Raw genomic sequence first — 19,577 nt, 5'->3', positions numbered from 1 at the left:
GGAGCCCGCCAGGAGTACACCCGCCGCCGACTATCGAGTCGGTCGCGATTCATCCGGGCACCATGGCCCGGTCATGCCACAACGACGCGACCTGCATTTCCTGCCCCCCCCGGCCGATCGCATCGGCGACTGGCATGCCGCGGGCCCGAACGTGACCCCGTTCATGAACGCCCTGTCGCTGCTGTTGCCGGCCGGCGAGCGCATGTTCATCGACGCCGTGCGCAGCTATCGCGACGGCATCACCGACGCCGGCCTGCCTGCCAACAAGCTCGGCAAGTTCACATGGCGTCTGCTCGACGTGATCCAGCACAAAACGCCCAAATCCACGCCGCTGGCGGCAACCGTCGCGCTGGCACACTACACCGCGCTGATGGGCCACATGCTGCTGCACCATCGTGAGCAGTTGGCCGGCTCACAGGAAGACTACGCCCGCATGTAGCGCTGGCACGCACTGGAGGAAATCGAGCACAGGGCCGTGGCTTACGACGTGTACGAGCGGCGCACCGGCCGTGGCCCGCGCAACTGGCTGGAACGCAGCCGCGCGATGATCGTCGCCACGGGCCTGTTCTGGCCGATCGTGTTCGCCTTCTACTGGCAAATGAGCCGGGCCGACCCGAAATGCCACGCCGAAGGATGGCGCGGGCACCTCCGGATGCTCAACTTCAACTTCGGCCGCCCCGGCTACCTGCGCCGGATGATTCCGGAGTGGCTGTCGTACTTCAAATACAGCTTTCATCCCGGCAGCAGAACAATGCCCACCTGCTGACCGAACTGGACACACTGGTCGACGGCGCCGGCCGCCCGCCACGGCCGCCCCATCAGCCGGCCGGCGCGTTGCCCGCCATCGCCAGATACAGCCGCAGCGCCGACTCGACCACGGTCTCGAACGACTCGCGATAGCCGTTCAGATGCCAGTACATGGCGATATGGATGGTCGAGCCGACCAGCCCCATGGACAGCAGCCGGCTGTCGGCGCCGGCCGTGATCGCCGCCACGTCGAACAGGCGGGCCGTGAGGTCCTCGGTCAGACGCGCGAAGTTCAGCGTGACCGCACGATAGGTCCGATCGATCTCGGCACTGATGCCGAAAATCTCGATCAGCACGATGCGCGCAATCCTTGGATCGGCCATATGCCGAAAATAGACGCGCAGGCCGGCGCGCGCGGTCGCTTCCGCCTCGGCCGGCGCAGCTTCGATCGCGGCGATCATCTCGGCCTCGACGGCGGCGATCAGCGATTTGTAGACCGCCGCAAACAATGCCTCGCTGTTGGCGAACGACTCATAGAAATAGCGCTCGGTGAGCCCCGCCTCACGGCAGATCGCCTTGACCGTGGCACCGCGGAACCCGTCGCGACCGAACACCTCGACGCCGGCCGCAATCAGCGCCGCCCGGCGGGTCTCGCGGCGCTCCGCGCAGCTGCGGCCGGCATAGGCCCGGCCACGGCCCGTCCTGGCAGAGTTGACAGCGCTCATGCGTCTATTCTGGCACGGTCGGTTATGCGCCCCTCAGGCGCCGGGGCGAATGTCGCTGGCTGCAATGCCGTGGGCAACACTGCCCGGAGGCGCTGGAAACCGTGCCGGTGGCTCATGGCTGGCCTCAGGCGGCCTTCCACTTGATGGAACAGCCCTGGCTCGGCACCTGGGCCTCCTCGGGAATCGGGTCGCCTTCCAGCACCGCGTCCAGCGAGGCGCGCATGTCGGCGCCGGTCACCGGCTCGGCCGATTTCGGGCGCGAGGCATCGAACTGGCCGCGATAGGCACACTTGCCATGGGCGTCGAACAGGAAGAAATCGGGCGTGCAGACCGCGTCGTAGGCACGGGCCACTTCCTGCGTCTCGTCGTAAAGATACGGGAAGATGAAGTTGTATTGGTCGGCGAATTCGCGCATGTACGCCGGGCCGTCCTCCGGGCGCTCGTTCACATCGTTGGACGAAATCGCCACGAAACCGATGCCCCTGGGGTCGTATTCGGCGGCCACTGCGGCAAGCTCGCGCGCGATATGAATCACGTATGGGCAATGATTGCAGATGAACATCACCAGCGTGCCGCGCTCGCCGGCCACATCGGCGAATGTCCTGGTCTTGCCCGAAACGGCATCCGGCAACGCGAAATCGGGCGCGGGGGTACCCAGCGGCATCATGGTGGAATCGGTCAATGCCATGGTCGGCTTTTCAGTCGGGGAATGAATGCCGCCAGTCTAGGGCCTGTTGCCGTTTCACGCGACGCCGGACCGCGGCCCGGCATCGTGTCCGCCGGGCTGCGTCGACGGCGGTAGCATCGCGGCCATAGATGACGTATAGTCCATCCGGATATCCGGATGGAGAGATATAGTCCTATGAGCCGTACCCTGTTTACTTCCGAATCGGTCACCGGCGGCCATCCCGACAAACTGTCGGACCAGGTCTCCGACGCCATTCTCGACGCCTATCTCGCGCAGGATCCGACCGCCAAGGTCGCCTGCGAAACCGCGACCAAGACCGGCTTCGTCATGGTCTTCGGCGAGATCAAGACATCCAGGCCGGTCAGCATTCCGGTCGAGAGCATCGTGCGCGACACGATCCGCAAGATCGGCTACACCAGCTCCGACATGGGCTTCGACGCCGATACCTGTGCCGTCATGAATGTGCTCGGCGAGCAGTCGGCCGACATCAACCAGGGCGTGGAGCGGGCCGCTCCGGAAGAACAGGGCGCGGGCGACCAGGGCCTGATGTTCGGTTATGCCTGCAACGAAACCGACGTTCTCATGCCGGCGCCGATCACCTATGCCCATCGTCTGGTGCGCAAGCAGTCCGAACTGCTGGCCGATGGCACGCTGCCCTGGCTGCGTCCGGATGCCAAATCGCAGGTCACCTTCGAATACGAGGATGGCAAGCCGAGCGCGATCAACGCCGTGGTGCTGTCGACCCAGCACAATCCGGAGATCTCGCAGGCCGATCTCAAGGAAGCGGTGCACGAGCACATCATCAAGCCGGTCATCGGCAACATGCTCACCGACAACCCGACCGTGCACATCAACCCGACCGGCAACTTCGTCACCGGCGGTCCGCTGGGCGATGCCGGCCTGACCGGGCGCAAGATCATCGTCGACACCTACGGCGGCATGGCCCGCCACGGCGGCGGCGCCTTCTCCGGCAAGGATCCGTCCAAGGTCGACCGCAGTGCCGCCTATGCCGCGCGCTACGTGGCCAAGAACGTGGTCGCCGCCGGACTGGCCTCCAAGTGCGAAGTCGCGCTGTCGTATGCCATCGGCGTGGCCGAGCCGACCTCGATCTGGGTCGAGACCTTCGGCACCGGCAAGGTCGACGACGAGAAGATGACCCAGCTCATCCGCAATCATTTCGACCTGCGCCCCTACGGCATCCTCAAGATGCTCGACCTGCAGCGCCCGATCTATGCGCCGACGGCCGCCTACGGCCACTTCGGCCGCGCGGATCTGGATCTGCCCTGGGAGCGTACCGACAAGGCGGCCGCGCTGGCCGACGATTCCGGCATTCAGGCGGCCTAGTATCCGCCCGACGCCAATCCGCGCGAATTTTTCGCGCCCGTCGGCCGGCGCTCCGGTTGGCCGACGCCATGAACCGATTTCAACGACAGGAACGAATCGATGAGTAGCCCTGCCGAACAGCTCAAAGAAGATTACAAGATTGCCGATATCAGCCTGGCCCCGTGGGGCCGGCGCGAGATCGACATCGCCGAAACCGAAATGCCGGGCCTGGTGGCCCTGCGCGAGGAATACGGCAAGGATCAGCCGCTCAAGGGCGCGCGCATCGCCGGCTCGCTGCACATGACCATCCAGACGGCCGTGCTGATCGAAACCCTCGTGGCCCTCGGTGCCGAGGTGCGCTGGGCCTCCTGCAACGTGTTCTCGACCCAGGACCATGCCGCCGCGGCGATCGCCGAATCCGGCATCCCGGTCTATGCCTACAAGGGCGAGACGGCCGAGGAATACTGGGAATACGCCCATGCCATCATGGACTGGCACGACGGCGGCCTGCCCAACCTGATCCTGGACGACGGCGGCGATGCCACCACGCTGGCCACCTTCGGCGTCAAGGCCACCGACGACCCGTCCCTGCTCGATAACCCCGGTTCGGACGAGGAAAAAGCGCTGTTCAAGGTGATGAAGAAGCGCCTGGCTGAACAGCCGGACTTCTACAAGAAGCTCGGCAAGGCCATCACCGGCGTCTCGGAAGAGACCACCACCGGCGTGCATCGCCTGTATCACCTGGCCAAGCAGGGCGGGCTCACCTTCCCGGCGATCAACGTCAACGACTCGGTCACCAAGTCCAAGTTCGACAACCTCTACGGCTGTCGTGAATCGCTGGTCGACGGCATCAAGCGCGCCACCGACGTGATGGTGGCCGGCAAGGTCGCCATCGTCTGCGGCTACGGCGATGTCGGCAAGGGCAGCGTGCAGTCGCTGCGCGGGCTGGGTGCGACCGTGTGCGTGACCGAAATCGACCCGATCAATGCCCTGCAGGCGGCCATGGAAGGCCTGCGCGTGGTGGATCTGGAAGACCCGGGCGTGGTCGAGCAGGCCGATATCTTCGTCACCGCGACCGGCAACTATCACGTGATCAACCACGATCACCTGAAGCGCATGAAGAACGAAGCGATCGTGTGCAACATCGGTCACTTCGACAACGAAATCGATGTCGCCGCCCTGCGTCAGTACGAGTGGGAAGAGATCAAGCCACAGGTGGATCACATCACCTTCCCCGACGGCAAGAAGATCATCCTGCTGGCCGAGGGCCGTCTGGTGAACCTGGGTTGCGCCACGGGCCATCCGAGCTACGTGATGTCGAACTCGTTCACCAACCAGGTGCTGGCCCAGATCGAGCTCTGGAACCATCGCGATCGGTACCAGAACGACGTGTACGTGCTGCCCAAGCATCTGGACGAAAAGGTCGCAGCCCTGCATCTGGCGCGGGTCAACGCCAAGCTGACCCAGCTCACGAAGGATCAGGCCGACTATCTCGGCGTGCCGGTCGAGGGCCCGTACAAGCCGGATCACTACCGCTACTAAGCGCGTGATGGAAGGCCGTATCTAGGTCTGGAAGACCCGGCCCGCGGCCCGCGTGGGCCGGGTTTTTTTGTGCACCATGATCGGCGCCACCGCGCCACAGACAACAGGGGGAGACGCCATGAGCCATGATGTCTCGCACAACGATTTCTCCATCGAGCTGTTCCCGCCCAAGGGGCCGAAGGGCGAGGCACGACTTGAGCAGGCGCTGGAAGCGCTCGCCGAACTGCACCCCGCCTTTTTCTCGGTGACCTTCGGCGCCGGCGGCACCACTCGCTCCGGCACGCTGGAAACGGTCAAGAAGGCCATGCAGATCACCGGCCGGCCGGCCGCGCCGCATCTGTCGTGCATCGAAGGCACAAAGGCATCGATCGGCGAGTTGCTGGACAACTACAAGGCCGCCGGCGTGAAGCGCATCGTCGCGCTGCGCGGCGATCTGCCCGACGGCATGGACAAGCCCGGCGTGTTCAATTACGCCAACGAGCTGGTGGCCTTCATCAAGCAGCGCCACGGCAACGATTTCCATCTCGAGGTCGGCGCCTATCCGGAATATCATCCGGCCGCGCCCTCGCCGGCCGAGGATGTCGACAACTTCGTGCGCAAGGTCAGGGCCGGCGCCGACTCCGCGATCACGCAATACTTCTTCAACGCCGACGCCTATTTCAACTTCTGCGACGAGGTGGCGGCCAAGGGCGTCGATATCCCGATCGTGCCCGGCATCATGCCGATCAACGATTTCGGCCAGATCTCGCGCTTTTCGGCCATGTGCGGCGCCGACATTCCACGCTGGGTCCGCCAGAAGATGGAGTCCTACGGCGACGACACCGCGTCGGTGCAGGCCTTCAGCCGCGACCTGATCGGCCGGCTCTGCGAGCGTCTGCTCGCCGGCGGCGCGCCCGGGCTGCACTTCTACGCGCTCAACAAGGCCGAGCCGACGGTCACGCTATGGCACGATCTCAAACTGCCGGGCCCGAGCGCGCACCACGCCGCCTGAGCCGCGCCGGCAAGCCCAGGTGGAAAACCCGGCCGAAGCCGGGTTTTGCATTCGACAGCGAGGTCTGGCGCCAGCGCCGGTTGCAGTCACGCGGCGCGCCGGAAGCTGGCGGGTTATCGCGGGCCGCGCCTACCTCAGCGATGGCGCGGGCGGGCCTATCCGGCGCTACCGGGCTTGATCGCCGTGCGGCATCGCCTGAGACGGCGGCCAACCCCGGCCCTAGTCTTCCGCGTTGAGCATGTCGCGAAGCTGGTCGTTGTAACGCGCAGTCAAGCGCGCGAACTCCCGCCGGTCCTCCTCGGACCAGTTCTTGAAGCCCTCCTCCACCCGTTCCAGGCGCCGTCCGCGCACCTCGGCCGCGGCATCCCGGCCGGCTTCGGTAATCGTGACGAAGCCACCCCGGCGATCGTCGGGATTGTCGTGCTTTTCCACCAATCCCGCGTTTTTCATCGCTGCAACCTGACGCGTCACCGTCGAGGCGTCGAGATTCACCTGATCCGCCAGAGCCCCCACCGACTGGCGGTCGTTGCGCTCGAGCAGGATCAGCAGGAGGTAGTGCGCCCGTTCCAGGCCGTAGTGGAACCGCCGCCGCAGTGCCTCCATCCGGCGCACGAGAAAGGCCAGTTCATATTCGAGCGCTTCAGCCGACGGGCATGTAGCCGGCAGATGATTGCCCAACGAAGGGTCTTTCTGTTCGGATCGACGTTTCATCGACTGATGGTCCCTGTCCCTCGGAATGAATACTATAGGAATGCGAGCGTTGAGCTTAGCTTAACGTGACCGACTGTATTGAAAAACTATAGTCGTAGATTATCGTGAGATTTTTTCCAATCTCGTACCGCTGCCCCGACAGCGGCACAGCCAGGGAGATGTAGATGCGCGCCTGTTTTCTCGACGCCGGCTCTGTCGGTACCCGCCTGGACTGGTCCCGACTCGAAGGTGCCGCCGATACGTGGCGCTGGCACCACGCTACCACGGCAGAACAGGTCGACGAGCGCATCCGCGATGTCGATGTGATCGTCACCAACAAGGTCGTGATCGACCGCCGGGCGATCGAGGCGGCGCCCGCGCTCAAGCTGATCTGCCTGACCGCCACCGGCACCAACAATATCGACGTGGCGGCCGCGGCCGAGCGCGGCATTCCGGTGATCAACGTCACCGGCTATGCCACCGCCGCCGTGTCGCAGCACGTGCTGGCCCTGATGCTCGCGTTCGCGACCCACTGGCACGACTACGACGCCGCCGTGGCTCGCGGCGCCTGGCAGCGCGCCGAGTTCTTCGCCATGCACGATTACCCGATCGAAGAACTGGCCGGCGCGACGCTCGGCGTCGTCGGCCACGGCGAACTCGGCGCCGCAGTGGCGCGGCTGGCCGAGGCGTTCGGCATGCGGGTGCTGATCGCGGAACGTCCGGGCGCGGCTCGGGTGCGCGCGCATCGGCTGGCGTTCGAGGATGTGCTGGCTGCCAGCGACTACCTCACCCTGCACTGCCCACTGACCGAGCGTACCCGGGGCCTGATCGATGCCGCCGCCCTGGCCCGGATGAAGCCCACCGCCGTGGTCATCAACACGGCCCGCGGCGGCGTGATCGATTCGCGCGCCCTGATCGATGCCCTCGACAACGGCGTGATCGCCGGTGCGGCGGTCGACGTGCTGGACAACGAGCCGCCGCGCGACGGCCACCCGCTGCTCGAGCACAAGCCCGCGAATCTGATCATCACCCCGCATACGGCCTGGGCCAGCCGCGCGGCGCGCCAGCGCGCGATCGACGGCGTGGCCGCCAACATCACGGCGTTTCGTGCCGGTGACGATTCCGGGCGGGTGAATTAGCCCGGTCAGCAGGCCCGGCACGCGGCGGTTCAGTTGTACCCGCGCGCCGCGCCGGGAACGCCGCTCAACCGGCGTTGGCGCCGTCTTTGCGCCAGATCAACAGGCGATTGTCGCTGGGCATTTTCAATCGGGCGATCCGGCGCAGCCCGTGATCTGCGGCCAGGGCATCCAGGGCTTCGCGGCGCCGAATCCCCATGCTGGCATCGCGAGCGCGCAGCGCCCGGTCAAAGGCCAGATTGCCTTCGCCGGGAGCCTCCTCGGCATCGAAGAACGGCCCGTACAGACACAACAGGCCGCCGGCCATGAGTCGACGGGCCGCCCCGGCGAACAGGGCCGCCACGGCCTCCTCGCTCATGATGTGGGCAACGTTCGCCGCGTAGATTGCGTCGTATTGCGCCGAGGGCCAGGCCGCGCGCACATCCAGCGCCAGCGGCGGCGGCAGCCGCTCGTCGTCATGCGCATCCACCAGCGCCGCGGTCAGACGCCGCAGATGCGCCGGCGCTTCGCTGGTCTGCCACCGGATATGCGGCAGACGCTGGCGCGCATAACGCGCGTGCGTGCCGTCGCCGCCTCCGATTTCCAGCACGGTCCGGGCGCCGGCCAGCCATTCGGCCAGCGCGTCGAAGATCGGCCGCTTGTTGCGCTCGGCCGCCGACAGGTCGCCAATGCCGCTCATCGCTTGCGCGCCAGCGTCAGGCCATCGCCCAGCACGAGCACGGACAGGTCGATGCGCTCGTCATCCGCCAGATGCCGGTTGAACGCGCGGATCGCTTCGGTTTCGCGGTCGTCGCAGCCCGGATCGGCTACGCGCGTGTACCACAGCGTATTGTCGGCCATGATCAGGCCGCCCGGGCGCAACAGCGCCAGACAGCGCTCGTAGTAGTCGATGTAGCGCGATTTGTCGGCATCGATGAAGGCGAAGTCGTAGGCTCCGAGCATACCGGCCGCGACCTCGGCGTCGAGCGTCGCCAGGGCATCGCCGATACGCAGCTCAATGCGTTCGGCCACGCCGGCCGCCGCCCAGTCGGCGCGCGCCCGCGCGGTGATGTCGGTATCGTGGTCGCAGGCGAGGATGCGCCCGCCCGGGCCGATCGCCTCGGCCAGCCACAGTGTCGAATAACCGGCATAGACGCCGAGTTCGATGCCGCGCCGGGCCTCGGCCAGCACCACCAGCAGCGCCATGAGCTGGCCCTGGCGCGGGCTGACCTGCAGTTGTGCCGCGCCCGCGGCCTCGGTCACACGGCGATTGGCCGCCAGATGCGCCGGTTCGCGTGCGCCGATATCCTCGACATAGGCGAGCAGGTGCGCATCCACCGCCGCCGGTTCTGCTTCGTGGTTCATGCTGTCAGGATACGGCAAAGCCCGATTGCCGGAGAACCGTCATGGCTAGCGCGACCTGCTTGCTTCACATCACCGATTTGCATCTCCTGGCCGAACCGGGTTCGCGATTGCACGGCTGGGATGTATCGGCGACCTTCGATCGCGTGCTGGCCGAGGCGCTCGCCACCCATCCCGAGGCCGACGCGGTGGTGTTGGGTGGCGACCTGGTCGACGACGAAAGCACGACGGGCTATCGCTGGCTGGACAGACGGCTGCACACGCTTGCCCGGCCGGTGTTGGCCGTGGCCGGCAATCATGACGATCCGGCAGCCATGGCCGAGCAGCTGACCTGCGCCGCGGTGCATGACGTGATCGGGGTCGGCGGCTGGCGCCTGATCGGCCTCGACAGCCACGTACCGGGCAGCGACGCCGGCCGGATCGGCCCACGGGCCCTGGCGGGCCTGGATCGCACGCTCCAGGCGGACCCGGCACCCGCGCTGATCTGTGTCCATCACCCGCCGCTTGATGTCGGCAGTGCCTGGATCGACGCCATCGGGCTGGTCGACCGCGATGCCTTGCGTGCCACCCTGGCCCGGCATCCCCGGGTGCGCGGCGTTGTTTGCGGTCATGTCCATCAAGCCGGCGAATACCGGCTCGACGGCTATCCGGTCTGGACCACGCCCTCGACCATGCGCCAGTTCCGTCCCGGCAGCCCCACCTTCGCCGAAGACAGCGCGCGCCCCCCGGGCTATCGCTGCCTGCGGCTCGGCGCGGACGGCGAAATCACCACCACGGTGCACCGCGTGCCTGCCACTCGCACCTAACCCCAAAGTGGCACCGGCACAAAACCGATGCGCGGTAACGACTTGCCGCGCCTCGCCGCGGATTCGGCTGCACTATCAGACCTTTGGACGATGAACAACGGCTTGACAGCGACTCCGAATGGCGATCCATGCCTGGCCGAGTCTCCCGTTGACGGGCTAAACGCTTGAGTCGGAACGCGAAAGCGTATGCATTCACAAAACCTGTGGATAACTCTGTGGAAATACCCGGGCGTCACCGGCTGCGAGGGCGTCAATGCGGTGAATCAGACAAAGCGGCGATTTTGTAACCAGTGCGACACACGCATGGCAAAACAGTGGCTTACGGGGATCGGGCCGTCTGGCGGACCGGCCGAAAAAAATATACGACCGACGTCGAATAGGCGCTCGAGGATTGTGCATAACAAACGACCCGTCGCGCCGTCCAGCAGCGCGACGCGGCGCCCACGCCGTTTAGCGCCGGAATTCCGCGCAGACATCCGGCCTTAGCGCGGTTTTTTCGTTGCATTCAGCGCGACCGCGCTCGGCCGTTACCGGCCGTTCTTCGGGCGTGCCCCCGCGCCCGCCGCAGCGGGCGCGCACAGGCGTTCCGACATCCGGCAGAATACCGGCGACCCAACGCAAGGCTCTACACTGCGCCCATGACTCGTCCCAACGTTCTCATTCTCTCCGGCCATGACCCGAGCGGCGGCGCCGGCCTGCACGCCGACATCGAAGCGGTGGCCGCGCAGGGCGCGCACGGCGCCGCCGTGATCACGGCGCTCACCCGCCAGGACACGCGCAATGTCTACGGCGTCGCGCCGGTGGCCGAGGATTTCTTCGCCGCCTGTATCGATACGCTGCTGGACGACATGCCGTTCGCCGCAATCAAGACCGGCGTGCTGGTCACGGCCGGCCAGGTTCGGATCGTCGCCGAGCTGGCAGCCCGCCTGCCTGGCGTGCCGCTGGTGGTCGACCCGGTGCTGGTCGCGGCCGGCGGCGGCGAACTCGCCGGTGACCCGGTGGGTCGGGCCATGCGCGATGCGTTGTTTGCTCAGGCGACCGTCATCACGCCGAACACCGATGAGGCACGCCGCCTGTGCGCGGGCGAAACCGATATCGACCGCTGCGGCGCGATGCTGGTGGCGGCCGGCTGTCATGCGCTGATCACCGGCGGCGATGACGGCGACGAGGCCGAAGTCGTCAACCGCCTGTACACGCCCGACGGGGAGATCGAGCGCTATACCTGGCCGCGCCTGGCCGGCCGCTTCCATGGCTCCGGCTGTACGCTCGCGGCCAGCCTGGCGGCGCGGCTGGCGCTGGGAGAATCGCTCGGCGACGCCGTGGCCAATGCCCAGGCCTACACCGGGCGCGCCCTGGCGCGCAGCTTCAGCGCCGGCTCCGGCCAGTCGATTCCGGGGCGCTGGCCGGGAGGCGACCGATGAGCGCCACCCGCGGCCTGTATGCCATTTACAATCGTGCCGGGCTCGACGGCGATCGGCTCGCGGCCGTGGATGCGGTACTCGCGGCGGGCGCGATCTGGCTGCAGTATCGTGACAAGCGCCCGGAGGCGCCGGATCGTGGGCTGATGGCCGAACTGGCCGCTCTGACCCGTGCCCACGGGGCGAAACTGATCATCAACGACGACTGGCGGCTGGCCGTGGAGACCGGCGCGGACGGTGTCCACCTGGGCCAGGCCGACGGCAGCGTCAGTCAGGCACGGGCCGCGCTCGGCCCACGGGCGATCGTCGGCATCAGCTGCCAGGATCGAATCGCGCGGGCCCGGGCGGGCATTGCCGCCGGCGCCAGCTATGTCAGCTTCGGCCGTTTTTTTGCCTCCACCACCAAACCGGATGCGCCACCGGCCGAAACGCGCGTGCTGACCGCTGCCCGCGAACTTGGCGTGCCGGTGGTCGCCATCGGCGGGATTCACGCCGGCAATGCGCCCGCCCTGATCGCGGCCGGCGCCGACCTGATCGCCGTGTCCGCCGGCCTGTTCGCGGCCGCCGATCCGGGCGCCGCGGCCGCCGAACTGGCGCATCTGTTCGCGCCGCAGCCGCCCGATCGCTGACCCCGGGCGTGCATTGCCCGCCCGCGCCGCGCGGTCCTGGCGCCCCGGTCTCGGCGCAAACCGCAACAGGTTCTAGAATGTTCGCAGGTTCCGTTATTTGGAGTATTCGATGAGCTCTCAGCACGCCCGCCCCGGCCCCCGTTCGGTCGAACTGTTCGATCGCGCCCGACGTGTCACGCCCGGCGGTGTCAATTCGCCGGCCCGCGCCTTCAACGGCGTTGGCGGCGGCGCGCCGGTGTTCATCGATCGCGCGAAGGGCGCCTGGATCACCGATGTCGACGGCAACGATTATGTCGACTACGTCGGCTCGTTCGGTCCGATGATTCTCGGCCACGCCGACCCGGCCGTGGTCGAGGCCGTGCAGAAGCAGGCCGCGAAGGGCCTGTCCTTCGGCGCGCCGACCGGGCTCGAGGTCGAACTGGCCGAGCTGATCAGCGAGATGGTGGCCTCGATCGAGTCGGTGCGCATGGTCAATTCGGGCACCGAGGCGGCGATGACCGCCATCCGCCTGGCCCGCGGGTATACCGGACGCAACAAGATCCTCAAGTTCGCCGGCAACTATCATGGCCATGTCGATGCCCTGCTGGTCAACGCCGGCTCCGGGCCGCTGACGCTGGGCATCCCGGGCTCGCCGGGGGTGCCGGCCTCGGTGGTCGAGGACACGCTCGTGGCCACCTACAACGACCTGGCATCGGTCCAGACGGCGTTCGCCGAACACGGCAGCGAGATCGCCGCGATCATGGTCGAACCCGTGGCCGGCAACATGAACTGCGTGCCGCCGGTCGACGGGTTTCTGGCAGGCCTGCGCCATCTCTGCGATGCGCACGGCGCACTGCTGATCTTCGACGAAGTGATGACCGGTTTTCGTGTTCATCCGGGCTGTGCGCAGGCTTATTACGGCGTCACCCCGGACGTCACCGCGCTCGGCAAGATCGTGGGCGGCGGCATGCCGGTGGGCGCGGTCGGCGGGCCGGCCGCGGTGATGGAAACGCTGGCGCCGAGCGGCCCGGTATACCAGGCCGGCACATTGAGCGGCCATCCACTGGGCATGGCCGCCGGTATCGCCACGCTCTCGCAGATTCGCGACGGTTCGGTGCATGCCGCCATCGAGCCCAGGGTGGCGGCGCTGCGTGCGGGCCTGGAAGCACGCGCGAAACAGCACGGCGTGCCGTTCATGACCCAGGCCGCGGGCGCCATGTTCGGCATGTTCTTCACCGCGGCCGAACGGGTCACGCGTTTCGACGAAGTCGCCGCCTGTGATCTCGACGCTTTCACGCGTTTCTTCCACGGCATGCTCGATAACGGCGTCTATCTGGCACCGGCGGCCTTCGAAGCCGCGTTTGTCTCGCGCGCCCATGATGACGAGGCGCTCGCGGCGACACTGGCCGCCGCGGACAAGGCGTTCGCCGCCGCGGCCGCCGGCTAGGCCCGCGGTCCCGCCCGCGTGGCCCATGCCCTCATCACCGCGATCCTGGCCTGGGTCTCGGCCCATCCGACGCTGGCTGTCGCGGTGGTATTCGCCGTGGCCGTCGCCGAGTCGCTGTTCCTGTTCGGTCTCCTGATCCCCGGCGCCATCTTCATGTTCGCCTTCGGGGCACTGATCGGCAGTCAGGCCCTGTCGGCCACGGCCACCTTCGCCGCCGCCATCGCCGGCACACTGGCCGGCGACAGTGCGAGCTATGCGCTGGGCCGGCGTTATCGCGGCCGGCTGCACGACCTGCCCGGCCTGGCGCGCATCCCCGGCGGCGTCGCCCGCGGCGAGGCATTCTTCGCCCGGCACGGCGGCAAGGGCATCGTGCTCGGCCGGCTCATCGGCGCCCTGCGCCCGGTCATGCCGACGGTGGCGGGCGCGGCGGGCCTGTCGGTGACCCGATTCGCGATCATGGAAGTGATCGCTACCGCGCTTTGGGCGCCGATCTATATCGGCCCGGGCGTGGTGTTCGGCGCTTCGCTCGACCTGGCCGCCCAGGTCGCGACCCGGCTGGCGATTCTGCTGCTCGGCGCCTCGGCGATCGTTTGGGTGGCGACCAGCCTGGCGCGCCTCGCGGTGGTGGCCGGGCGCAGCGCCGGCCGGCGTTATGCCGAGCGCTTGATGAACTGGAGCCGCCGGCATCGCCGACTGGGCCTGCTCGGCCCCGCGCTGGCCGATCCGCGCCAGCCCGAAATCCCCGCACTGGCCGTGGCGGCGGCCCTGCTGATGGGCGCGATCGCCGTGGTCTACCTGGCGCTCTGGGGCTGGGCGGGTCCGCGCTATCCGACGACGTTCGATGCGCTGGCGTTCTATCTGATCGGCAGCCTGCACAACACACCGACCGATGCGTTCGCGCGTTGGGTCGCCGAGTTGGGCTCACCGCTGATCTATCTGCCGTTCGCGACCCTGATCGCGATCACGCTGTCGGTGATGGGCAACTGGCGGGCCGCGGCCCACTGGATCGTGGCGATCGCATTTTCCGCGACCGCCACGCTGTTGCTGCGCTGGCTACTCGCGATTCCGCCGCCCGCCGTATTCTTCCAGCGGGCCGCGGGGGACCCGCTGTACCTCGCCGGCGGCGGCCAGGATCTGGTGCTCTGTGCCACCGTCTACGGGCTGGCCGGCATGATCGTGCGCACGCGCCAGCCGATCGAACTGCGGCCGTATTACGACTCGGCCACGGTCGCCGGCATCGTGCTGATCGCGCTGGCCCGGCTGTATCTGGGCCTGGACTGGGCCAGCGACAGCCTGATCGGGCTGGGCGTGGCGTTCGTGTGGCTCAATCTGCTGATGATCGGCTTCCGGCGCCAGCGGCCGCGCCCGGTCCGCGGGCGGCCGGTACTCATGGCACTGGTCAGCTGTGTCGTGTTCGCCGGGCTGCTGGTACTGCTGCCCGGTGGCGCCCTGCACGACCTGCCCGGCCGTGTCGGCCCGCCGTTGAGCGGCCCGGCCCGGCACGTCGACAACTGGGCCGAGGGCGGCTATCGCTGCCTGCCCGCCCATATCCAGACCCTCCGCGGGCGGGGCGGCGCGCCGTTGAATCTCCAGGCCGCCGGCGATATCGGCGCGTTGCGCGACGCGCTGGCGCATGCCGGCTGGCGCCCGTCGGCCCGAATCGGCGCCGGCACCGCGCTCCGCAGCCTGGCCCCGGACACGCCGATCGATACGCTGCCGGTACTGCCGCGGGTACACGACGGCCGCCGGCCGATGCTGGTAGTGACCCATCCCGTGGCGGGCCACCCCCGCCGGCGCTGGGTTCTGCGGCTCTGGTCGACCACACGCGTCACCGCCGTCGACGGCGCGCCGATCTGGGTCGGCATGATCGATGGCCAGCGCGTCGGCCACGAACTGCAGATGCTGACCACGGCCCTTGATGAAACCGATTACGCCGCGGCGGCCGCGTTCATGAGCGCCAATCTCGCCGCACACGGAGTCGGCTACCGACAGGTGACCCATGCCCACGATCCGCTGGTCCTGATGTGGGCCGCAGCACCCGGGGGCGATGCTACAGTAGCGCCGCGTTAGGGCCTGTTGCCGTTTCACGCGACGCCGCGTTGCGGCTCCAAATCGTGTCAGCCAAGGCGCAGGGCGCCGGCCGCAGTCATTCTGCGGTCAAGCCCTGCAACGCCGGATGGCGCGATTTGGGGCCACAACCCGAAGGGCCGGCGGCCATTTTTGCGCAATCCGGCGTTGCAACTCGCTCATGTAGCGAGGCTACACTACGCTCGTTGCGCCTTGTCTTGCGCAAAAATGGCCGCCGGCGCGGTGCCGCGTGAAACGGCAACAGGCCCTGGGGCGGTTGCCGTGGCACGCCACGCCCGCCGTATCCACGTTCCACCGATTGCAGTCGAGATAGCGACGATCATGGCCAAGCCCGACGCCCCGAAGACCACGAAGCTCAAGCAGCCGGGTTTTTTGACCCGGATGCGCGCCAGCCTGAACAAGGGCAATTCGTGGCTCACCTACGATCTGCGCAACCTGTTGCCCGGCGAGACCGTGGACCAGGACGCGCTCGACGAACTGGAGACCCAGCTGCTGCTGGCCGACGTCGGCGTGGACGCCACCGGCCAGGTCATGCATCGGCTGCAGACGCTCTACGACGGCGGCCAACTGCGCACATCCAAGGATCTAGGCAAGTCGCTGCGCGAACATCTGGGCAATATCCTGGCGCCCTGCGAGGCGCCGTTGGCGATCCCGGACGACGTCAAGCCCTATGTAATCCTCATGGTCGGCGTGAACGGCGTCGGCAAGACCACGACCATCGGCAAGCTGTCGAAGAAACTGCAGGATGCCGGCAAGTCGGTGATGCTCGCCGCCGGCGATACCTTTCGCGCAGCCGCCGTCGAACAGCTCACCGAGTGGGGCGAGCGCAACAACGTGCCGGTGGTCTCCCAGGGCAGCGGCGCCGATTCGGCCTCGGTGGTCTTCGACGCCTATTCGCGCGCCACCGCGCGCGGCGTCGACGTGCTGATCGCGGACACGGCCGGGCGGCTGCATACCCAGGGCCACCTGATGGAAGAGCTCAAGAAGATCAAGCGCGTGCTGGCCAAGCAGAACACCGATGCGCCGCACGAGATCATGCTGGTGGTCGACGCCACCACCGGCGGCAACGCACTGCAGCAGGCCGTGGCCTTCAACGACGCGGTCGGGCTGACCGGCATCACGGTGACCAAGCTCGACGGCTCGGCTTCCGGCGGCGTGGTGTTCGCCATCTGCCAGAAACTGGGGCTGCCGCTGCGCTTTATCGGCGTGGGCGAAACGGTCGCCGATCTGGGCGTATTCGAGGCCGAGCATTTCATGGACGCACTGTTCGATCGGCAAGCGTAGCCGCGCCCGCGGCCTTGCCAAAGAGACGGGCCTGGCCGAGGATTGCGGCACGTCCAACGGACCCTCTCCGATGACCGATATCGTGGCCTTCGACAACGTGGTCAAGCGCTACCCCGGCGGCAAGCTCGCGCTGGATCGCGTTTCACTGCGCCTGGCGCGCGGCGAAATGGCGTTCCTGACCGGCCACTCCGGTGCCGGCAAGTCCACGCTGATGAAACTGATCGGGCTGATCGAGCGCCCGACGCGCGGGCGCGTGGTGATCAACGGCACGGATCTGGCCCGGGTGCGGCGCGTGCATATCCCGCGTTATCGCCAGCGCGTCGGGCTGATCTTCCAGAACTACAACCTGCTGCACGATCGTACGGTGTTCGATAACGTCGCCCTGCCGCTGGTCATCCGCGGCGTGGGGCATGGCGAGATCGCACGGCGCGTGCGGGCGGCGCTGGACACGGTCGGCCTGCTCTCACACGAGAAAAAATTCCCGATCACGCTGTCCGGCGGCGAGCAACAGCGCGTCGGCATCGCCCGCGCCGTGGTCAACCGGCCGCATCTGCTGCTGGCCGATGAGCCGACCGGCAATCTCGACCCGGAGCTGTCGGCCGACATCATGCGGCTGTTCACGCGGCTCAACGAGACCGGCACCAGCATCATGATCGCCACCCACGCCATCGACCTGGTCGAAGATATGGGTTATCGGCGGATCGCCCTCGAACACGGCCATCTGGAGGCCGGCTGAGCATGCCCGAGTCACAGCCCGGCAGCAGTTCGCGCAGCAGCGGCCCGGCTGCGCGCGGCCGCCGACGCGGCCGGCTCGCCAGCTGGGCCGCCTCGCATGCCCGTTGCCTGCTGGAGAGTCTCGGCCGGCTGCACCGGCGCTGGGTCGCCAGTCTGCTCACCGTGCTGGTGATCGGCATCGCGCTGGCCCTGCCGGCCGGCTTGTACGTACTGGTCAAGAATCTCGACACACTGGCCTCGAACTGGCATCAATCGGTGCGCATCTCCCTGTATCTGAAGCAGGATGTCTCCGTCGACGCCGGCCAGCACCTGGCCGACGACCTGGCCGGCGAAGCCGGCATAACCGCGACCCGATTCATTTCCGCCAACCAGGGGCTGCGCCAGTTCAAGCGCACCAGCGGTTTCGGCGCCGCGCTCGATGCCCTGGGCTCCAACCCCCTGCCCGGCGTGATCGAGGTCACGCCGAAGGCCAGCCTGCCACCGGCCGCGGTCAGCCAGTTGGTGGCGCAACTGTCGCAGCGCAAGGCAGTCGATCATGCGGCGCTCGATCAGGCCTGGCTGCGGCGTCTGACCGCCATTCTCGCGCTGATCTCACGCGCTTCCTGGGTGATCGGCGCCCTGTTGTCGGCGGCCGTGCTGTTCATCGTCGGCAATACCATTCGCCTGGATATCGAAAACCGGCGCCAGGAAATCGAGGTGATGAAACTTCTGGGCGCGAGCAATGCCTTCATCCGGCGGCCGTTTCTCTACAGCGGCGTGTGGTATGGCCTGCTCGGTGCACTCGTCGCACTCGTGGTGCTCGCCGCCTGTTATCTGGCCCTGGGCGGGCCATTGTCCACGCTCACCGCGTCCTACCAGGGCAGCCTCGACCTGAAGGGGCTGAGCCTGCGTGAAAGCCTGTCACTGCTGGTGCTCGGCATCGCCCTGGGCTGGCTGGGCTGCGCGATCACCGTCAACCGGCAACTGGCCGCGATCAAGCCGAAATAACGCATCGGATTGCCCCGGATCCGGGGAACCCCGAAGCCGGATCAGGGTCTTACCGCATAGTTCAATATTGTGCACTCAGCGCCCCCGAATTTGCTAAAATAGGGGCTATATGCCATTAGCCCAAGGAGGCTACATTCATGGCCAACGATATTTCCCTGTCTCCCGCGAAGATGAACCTGCCGACGCTGTCGTCGGCCAGTATCGAAGCCTATCTTCAGGCGGTCTCCAGTATTCCCGTTCTCGATCAGGAGGATGAGCAGAAACTGGCACGGCGTCTGCGCGACGACGGCGATATCCAGGCGGCCCAGAAGCTGATTCTGTCCAACCTGCGCTTCGTGGTCCATGTCGCCCGTGGCTATTCCGGCTATGGCCTGCCGCTGGCCGATCTGGTCCAGGAAGGCAACATCGGTCTGATGAAGGCGGTCAAACGCTTCGACCCCGATGTCGGCGTCCGCCTGATTTCGTTTGCCGTGCACTGGATCCGTGCCGAGATCCACGAATACATCCTGCGCAACTGGCGCATCGTGAAGGTGGCGACGACCAAGGCACAGCGCAAGTTGTTCTTCAACCTGCGCAGCTCGAAGAAGCGGCTCGGCTGGATGAATAATGCCGAAGTCGAGGCCGTGGCCGGCGATCTCGGCGTCAAGCCGGAGACGGTGCTGCAAATGGAGCGCCGGCTGTCCGGCGGCGACCAGTCGTTCAATGCCCTGCCGTCCGCGGGCGAGGAAACAGCCTATGCGCCGGAAGACTATCTGTCCTCCGACGACGGCGACGATCCGGCTTCCGATATCGAGAACGACAACTGGCAGACCTATCAGCATGCCAACCTCGAACGGGCGATGACCGAGCTGGATGAACGCAGCCGCGATATTCTTGAGTCCCGCTGGCTGCGCGAGGACGGCAAGATCGGGCTGCAGGAGCTCGGCGACAAGTACCGGGTGTCCGCCGAACGCATTCGTCAGCTCGAGGTCGCGGCAATCAAGAAGCTGCGCAACGCCATGGCCGAGGCGTAACGGCCGGT

The 19,577-nt window shown here is 67.1% G+C and carries 18 protein-coding genes and 1 pseudogene; 14 read left to right on the top strand and 5 right to left on the bottom strand.

Annotation, left to right across the window (positions count from 1 at the left end; translation table 11 throughout):
- Window positions 1-73: 73 nt before the first annotated feature.
- A pseudogene (locus ACS8Y6_RS07290) lies at window positions 74-766 on the top strand (metal-dependent hydrolase).
- Window positions 767-818: 52 nt separating this feature from the next.
- Here ACS8Y6_RS07290 and ACS8Y6_RS07285 read toward each other — a convergent pair.
- Together ACS8Y6_RS07285 and ACS8Y6_RS07280 are read right to left on the bottom strand one after the other, a co-directional pair.
- On the bottom strand, window positions 819-1,472 hold the full coding sequence (locus ACS8Y6_RS07285) for a TetR/AcrR family transcriptional regulator (RefSeq protein WP_440855290.1): 654 nt from the start codon (window positions 1,470-1,472) through the stop codon (window positions 819-821).
- A gap of 124 nt (window positions 1,473-1,596) precedes the next feature.
- Window positions 1,597-2,160: a thioredoxin family protein gene (locus ACS8Y6_RS07280; protein WP_440851731.1), complete on the bottom strand. Its 564-nt coding sequence runs from the start codon at window positions 2,158-2,160 to the stop codon at window positions 1,597-1,599.
- 174 nt (window positions 2,161-2,334) lie between these two features.
- Here ACS8Y6_RS07280 and metK point away from each other — a divergent pair, with 174 nt between their 5' ends.
- The 3 genes from metK (at window position 2,335) to metF (ending at window position 6,016) form a co-directional block, all read left to right on the top strand.
- Complete coding sequence (gene metK, locus ACS8Y6_RS07275) at window positions 2,335-3,504, top strand: methionine adenosyltransferase (RefSeq protein WP_440855289.1); 1,170 nt, start codon at window positions 2,335-2,337, stop codon at window positions 3,502-3,504.
- A gap of 99 nt (window positions 3,505-3,603) precedes the next feature.
- On the top strand, window positions 3,604-5,025 hold the full coding sequence (gene ahcY, locus ACS8Y6_RS07270) for an adenosylhomocysteinase (protein ID WP_440851729.1): 1,422 nt from the start codon (window positions 3,604-3,606) through the stop codon (window positions 5,023-5,025).
- Window positions 5,026-5,143: 118 nt separating this feature from the next.
- Window positions 5,144-6,016, top strand: a complete 873-nt coding sequence (gene metF / locus ACS8Y6_RS07265) for a methylenetetrahydrofolate reductase [NAD(P)H] (RefSeq protein WP_440851728.1) — start codon at window positions 5,144-5,146, stop codon at window positions 6,014-6,016.
- Window positions 6,017-6,235: 219 nt separating this feature from the next.
- Here the strand turns inward: metF and ACS8Y6_RS07260 are convergent, their stop codons facing one another.
- On the bottom strand, window positions 6,236-6,727 hold the full coding sequence (locus ACS8Y6_RS07260; protein WP_109992310.1) for a MarR family winged helix-turn-helix transcriptional regulator: 492 nt from the start codon (window positions 6,725-6,727) through the stop codon (window positions 6,236-6,238).
- A gap of 164 nt (window positions 6,728-6,891) precedes the next feature.
- Here ACS8Y6_RS07260 and ACS8Y6_RS07255 point away from each other — a divergent pair, with 164 nt between their 5' ends.
- Complete coding sequence (locus tag ACS8Y6_RS07255; protein WP_440851398.1) at window positions 6,892-7,845, top strand: D-2-hydroxyacid dehydrogenase; 954 nt, start codon at window positions 6,892-6,894, stop codon at window positions 7,843-7,845.
- A 64-nt stretch (window positions 7,846-7,909) separates the two neighbouring features.
- On the opposite strand, the gene ACS8Y6_RS07250 is transcribed toward ACS8Y6_RS07255, so the two are convergent.
- On the bottom strand, window positions 7,910-8,521 hold the full coding sequence (locus tag ACS8Y6_RS07250) for a DUF938 domain-containing protein (RefSeq protein WP_440851397.1): 612 nt from the start codon (window positions 8,519-8,521) through the stop codon (window positions 7,910-7,912).
- A complete protein-coding gene (locus tag ACS8Y6_RS07245) occupies window positions 8,518-9,186 on the bottom strand; it encodes an O-methyltransferase (RefSeq protein ID WP_440855288.1) in 669 nt (222 codons plus the stop codon). The genes ACS8Y6_RS07250 and ACS8Y6_RS07245 overlap by 4 nt, the downstream gene beginning before the upstream one ends.
- Window positions 9,187-9,227: 41 nt before the next feature.
- Between ACS8Y6_RS07245 and ACS8Y6_RS07240 the strand changes: the two genes are divergently transcribed.
- The 9 genes from ACS8Y6_RS07240 (at window position 9,228) to rpoH (ending at window position 19,569) form a co-directional block, all read left to right on the top strand.
- Window positions 9,228-9,989 (top strand): metallophosphoesterase, encoded by a 762-nt coding sequence (locus ACS8Y6_RS07240; protein WP_440851395.1) that lies wholly within the window; start codon window positions 9,228-9,230, stop codon window positions 9,987-9,989.
- 638 nt (window positions 9,990-10,627) lie between these two features.
- Complete coding sequence (gene thiD / locus ACS8Y6_RS07235; protein WP_440851394.1) at window positions 10,628-11,410, top strand: bifunctional hydroxymethylpyrimidine kinase/phosphomethylpyrimidine kinase; 783 nt, start codon at window positions 10,628-10,630, stop codon at window positions 11,408-11,410.
- Window positions 11,407-12,036: a thiamine phosphate synthase gene (gene thiE, locus ACS8Y6_RS07230; RefSeq protein WP_440851393.1), complete on the top strand. Its 630-nt coding sequence runs from the start codon at window positions 11,407-11,409 to the stop codon at window positions 12,034-12,036. The genes thiD and thiE overlap by 4 nt, the downstream gene beginning before the upstream one ends.
- A gap of 109 nt (window positions 12,037-12,145) precedes the next feature.
- Window positions 12,146-13,462 carry a glutamate-1-semialdehyde 2,1-aminomutase gene (gene hemL, locus ACS8Y6_RS07225; RefSeq protein ID WP_440855287.1) on the top strand — a complete coding sequence of 439 codons (1,317 nt, stop codon included), beginning with the start codon at window positions 12,146-12,148 and terminating at the stop codon, window positions 13,460-13,462.
- A gap of 18 nt (window positions 13,463-13,480) precedes the next feature.
- Window positions 13,481-15,532, top strand: a complete 2,052-nt coding sequence (locus ACS8Y6_RS07220; RefSeq protein ID WP_440851391.1) for an LssY C-terminal domain-containing protein — start codon at window positions 13,481-13,483, stop codon at window positions 15,530-15,532.
- Window positions 15,533-15,871: 339 nt separating this feature from the next.
- Window positions 15,872-16,834 (top strand): signal recognition particle-docking protein FtsY, encoded by a 963-nt coding sequence (gene ftsY, locus ACS8Y6_RS07215; RefSeq protein WP_440851390.1) that lies wholly within the window; start codon window positions 15,872-15,874, stop codon window positions 16,832-16,834.
- 70 nt (window positions 16,835-16,904) lie between these two features.
- Window positions 16,905-17,570 carry a cell division ATP-binding protein FtsE gene (ftsE, locus tag ACS8Y6_RS07210; protein ID WP_440851389.1) on the top strand — a complete coding sequence of 222 codons (666 nt, stop codon included), beginning with the start codon at window positions 16,905-16,907 and terminating at the stop codon, window positions 17,568-17,570.
- 2 nt (window positions 17,571-17,572) lie between these two features.
- Window positions 17,573-18,556, top strand: a complete 984-nt coding sequence (gene ftsX / locus ACS8Y6_RS07205; RefSeq protein WP_440855286.1) for a permease-like cell division protein FtsX — start codon at window positions 17,573-17,575, stop codon at window positions 18,554-18,556.
- Window positions 18,557-18,693: 137 nt separating this feature from the next.
- Entirely contained in the window at window positions 18,694-19,569 is an 876-nt protein-coding gene (gene rpoH, locus ACS8Y6_RS07200; protein WP_440851387.1) for an RNA polymerase sigma factor RpoH, read from the top strand.
- The last annotated feature ends 8 nt before the right edge of the window (window positions 19,570-19,577 follow it).

Origin of the sequence: Salinisphaera sp. RV14, from assembly GCF_052044135.1 — a bacterium.
Taxonomy (GTDB): domain Bacteria; phylum Pseudomonadota; class Gammaproteobacteria; order Nevskiales; family Salinisphaeraceae; genus Salinisphaera.
Note: the sequence above shows the minus strand (reverse complement) of the source record. Positions and strands in the feature narration are given on the sequence as shown.

What these genes read in the sequence shown, in the direction of transcription:
- ACS8Y6_RS07285 (WP_440855290.1), bottom strand. Translation starts at nt 1,472, where the DNA reads ATGAGCGCTGTCAACTCTGCCAGGACGGGCCGTGGCCGGGCCTATGCC.
- ACS8Y6_RS07280 (WP_440851731.1), bottom strand. Translation starts at nt 2,160, where the DNA reads ATGGCATTGACCGATTCCACCATGATGCCGCTGGGTACCCCCGCGCCC.
- metK (WP_440855289.1), top strand. Translation starts at nt 2,335, where the DNA reads ATGAGCCGTACCCTGTTTACTTCCGAATCGGTCACCGGCGGCCATCCC.
- ahcY (WP_440851729.1), top strand. Translation starts at nt 3,604, where the DNA reads ATGAGTAGCCCTGCCGAACAGCTCAAAGAAGATTACAAGATTGCCGAT.
- metF (WP_440851728.1), top strand. Translation starts at nt 5,144, where the DNA reads ATGAGCCATGATGTCTCGCACAACGATTTCTCCATCGAGCTGTTCCCG.
- ACS8Y6_RS07260 (WP_109992310.1), bottom strand. Translation starts at nt 6,727, where the DNA reads ATGAAACGTCGATCCGAACAGAAAGACCCTTCGTTGGGCAATCATCTG.
- ACS8Y6_RS07255 (WP_440851398.1), top strand. Translation starts at nt 6,892, where the DNA reads ATGCGCGCCTGTTTTCTCGACGCCGGCTCTGTCGGTACCCGCCTGGAC.
- ACS8Y6_RS07250 (WP_440851397.1), bottom strand. Translation starts at nt 8,521, where the DNA reads ATGAGCGGCATTGGCGACCTGTCGGCGGCCGAGCGCAACAAGCGGCCG.
- ACS8Y6_RS07245 (WP_440855288.1), bottom strand. Translation starts at nt 9,186, where the DNA reads ATGAACCACGAAGCAGAACCGGCGGCGGTGGATGCGCACCTGCTCGCC.
- ACS8Y6_RS07240 (WP_440851395.1), top strand. Translation starts at nt 9,228, where the DNA reads ATGGCTAGCGCGACCTGCTTGCTTCACATCACCGATTTGCATCTCCTG.
- thiD (WP_440851394.1), top strand. Translation starts at nt 10,628, where the DNA reads ATGACTCGTCCCAACGTTCTCATTCTCTCCGGCCATGACCCGAGCGGC.
- thiE (WP_440851393.1), top strand. Translation starts at nt 11,407, where the DNA reads ATGAGCGCCACCCGCGGCCTGTATGCCATTTACAATCGTGCCGGGCTC.
- hemL (WP_440855287.1), top strand. Translation starts at nt 12,146, where the DNA reads ATGAGCTCTCAGCACGCCCGCCCCGGCCCCCGTTCGGTCGAACTGTTC.
- ftsY (WP_440851390.1), top strand. Translation starts at nt 15,872, where the DNA reads ATGGCCAAGCCCGACGCCCCGAAGACCACGAAGCTCAAGCAGCCGGGT.
- ftsE (WP_440851389.1), top strand. Translation starts at nt 16,905, where the DNA reads ATGACCGATATCGTGGCCTTCGACAACGTGGTCAAGCGCTACCCCGGC.
- ftsX (WP_440855286.1), top strand. Translation starts at nt 17,573, where the DNA reads ATGCCCGAGTCACAGCCCGGCAGCAGTTCGCGCAGCAGCGGCCCGGCT.
- rpoH (WP_440851387.1), top strand. Translation starts at nt 18,694, where the DNA reads ATGGCCAACGATATTTCCCTGTCTCCCGCGAAGATGAACCTGCCGACG.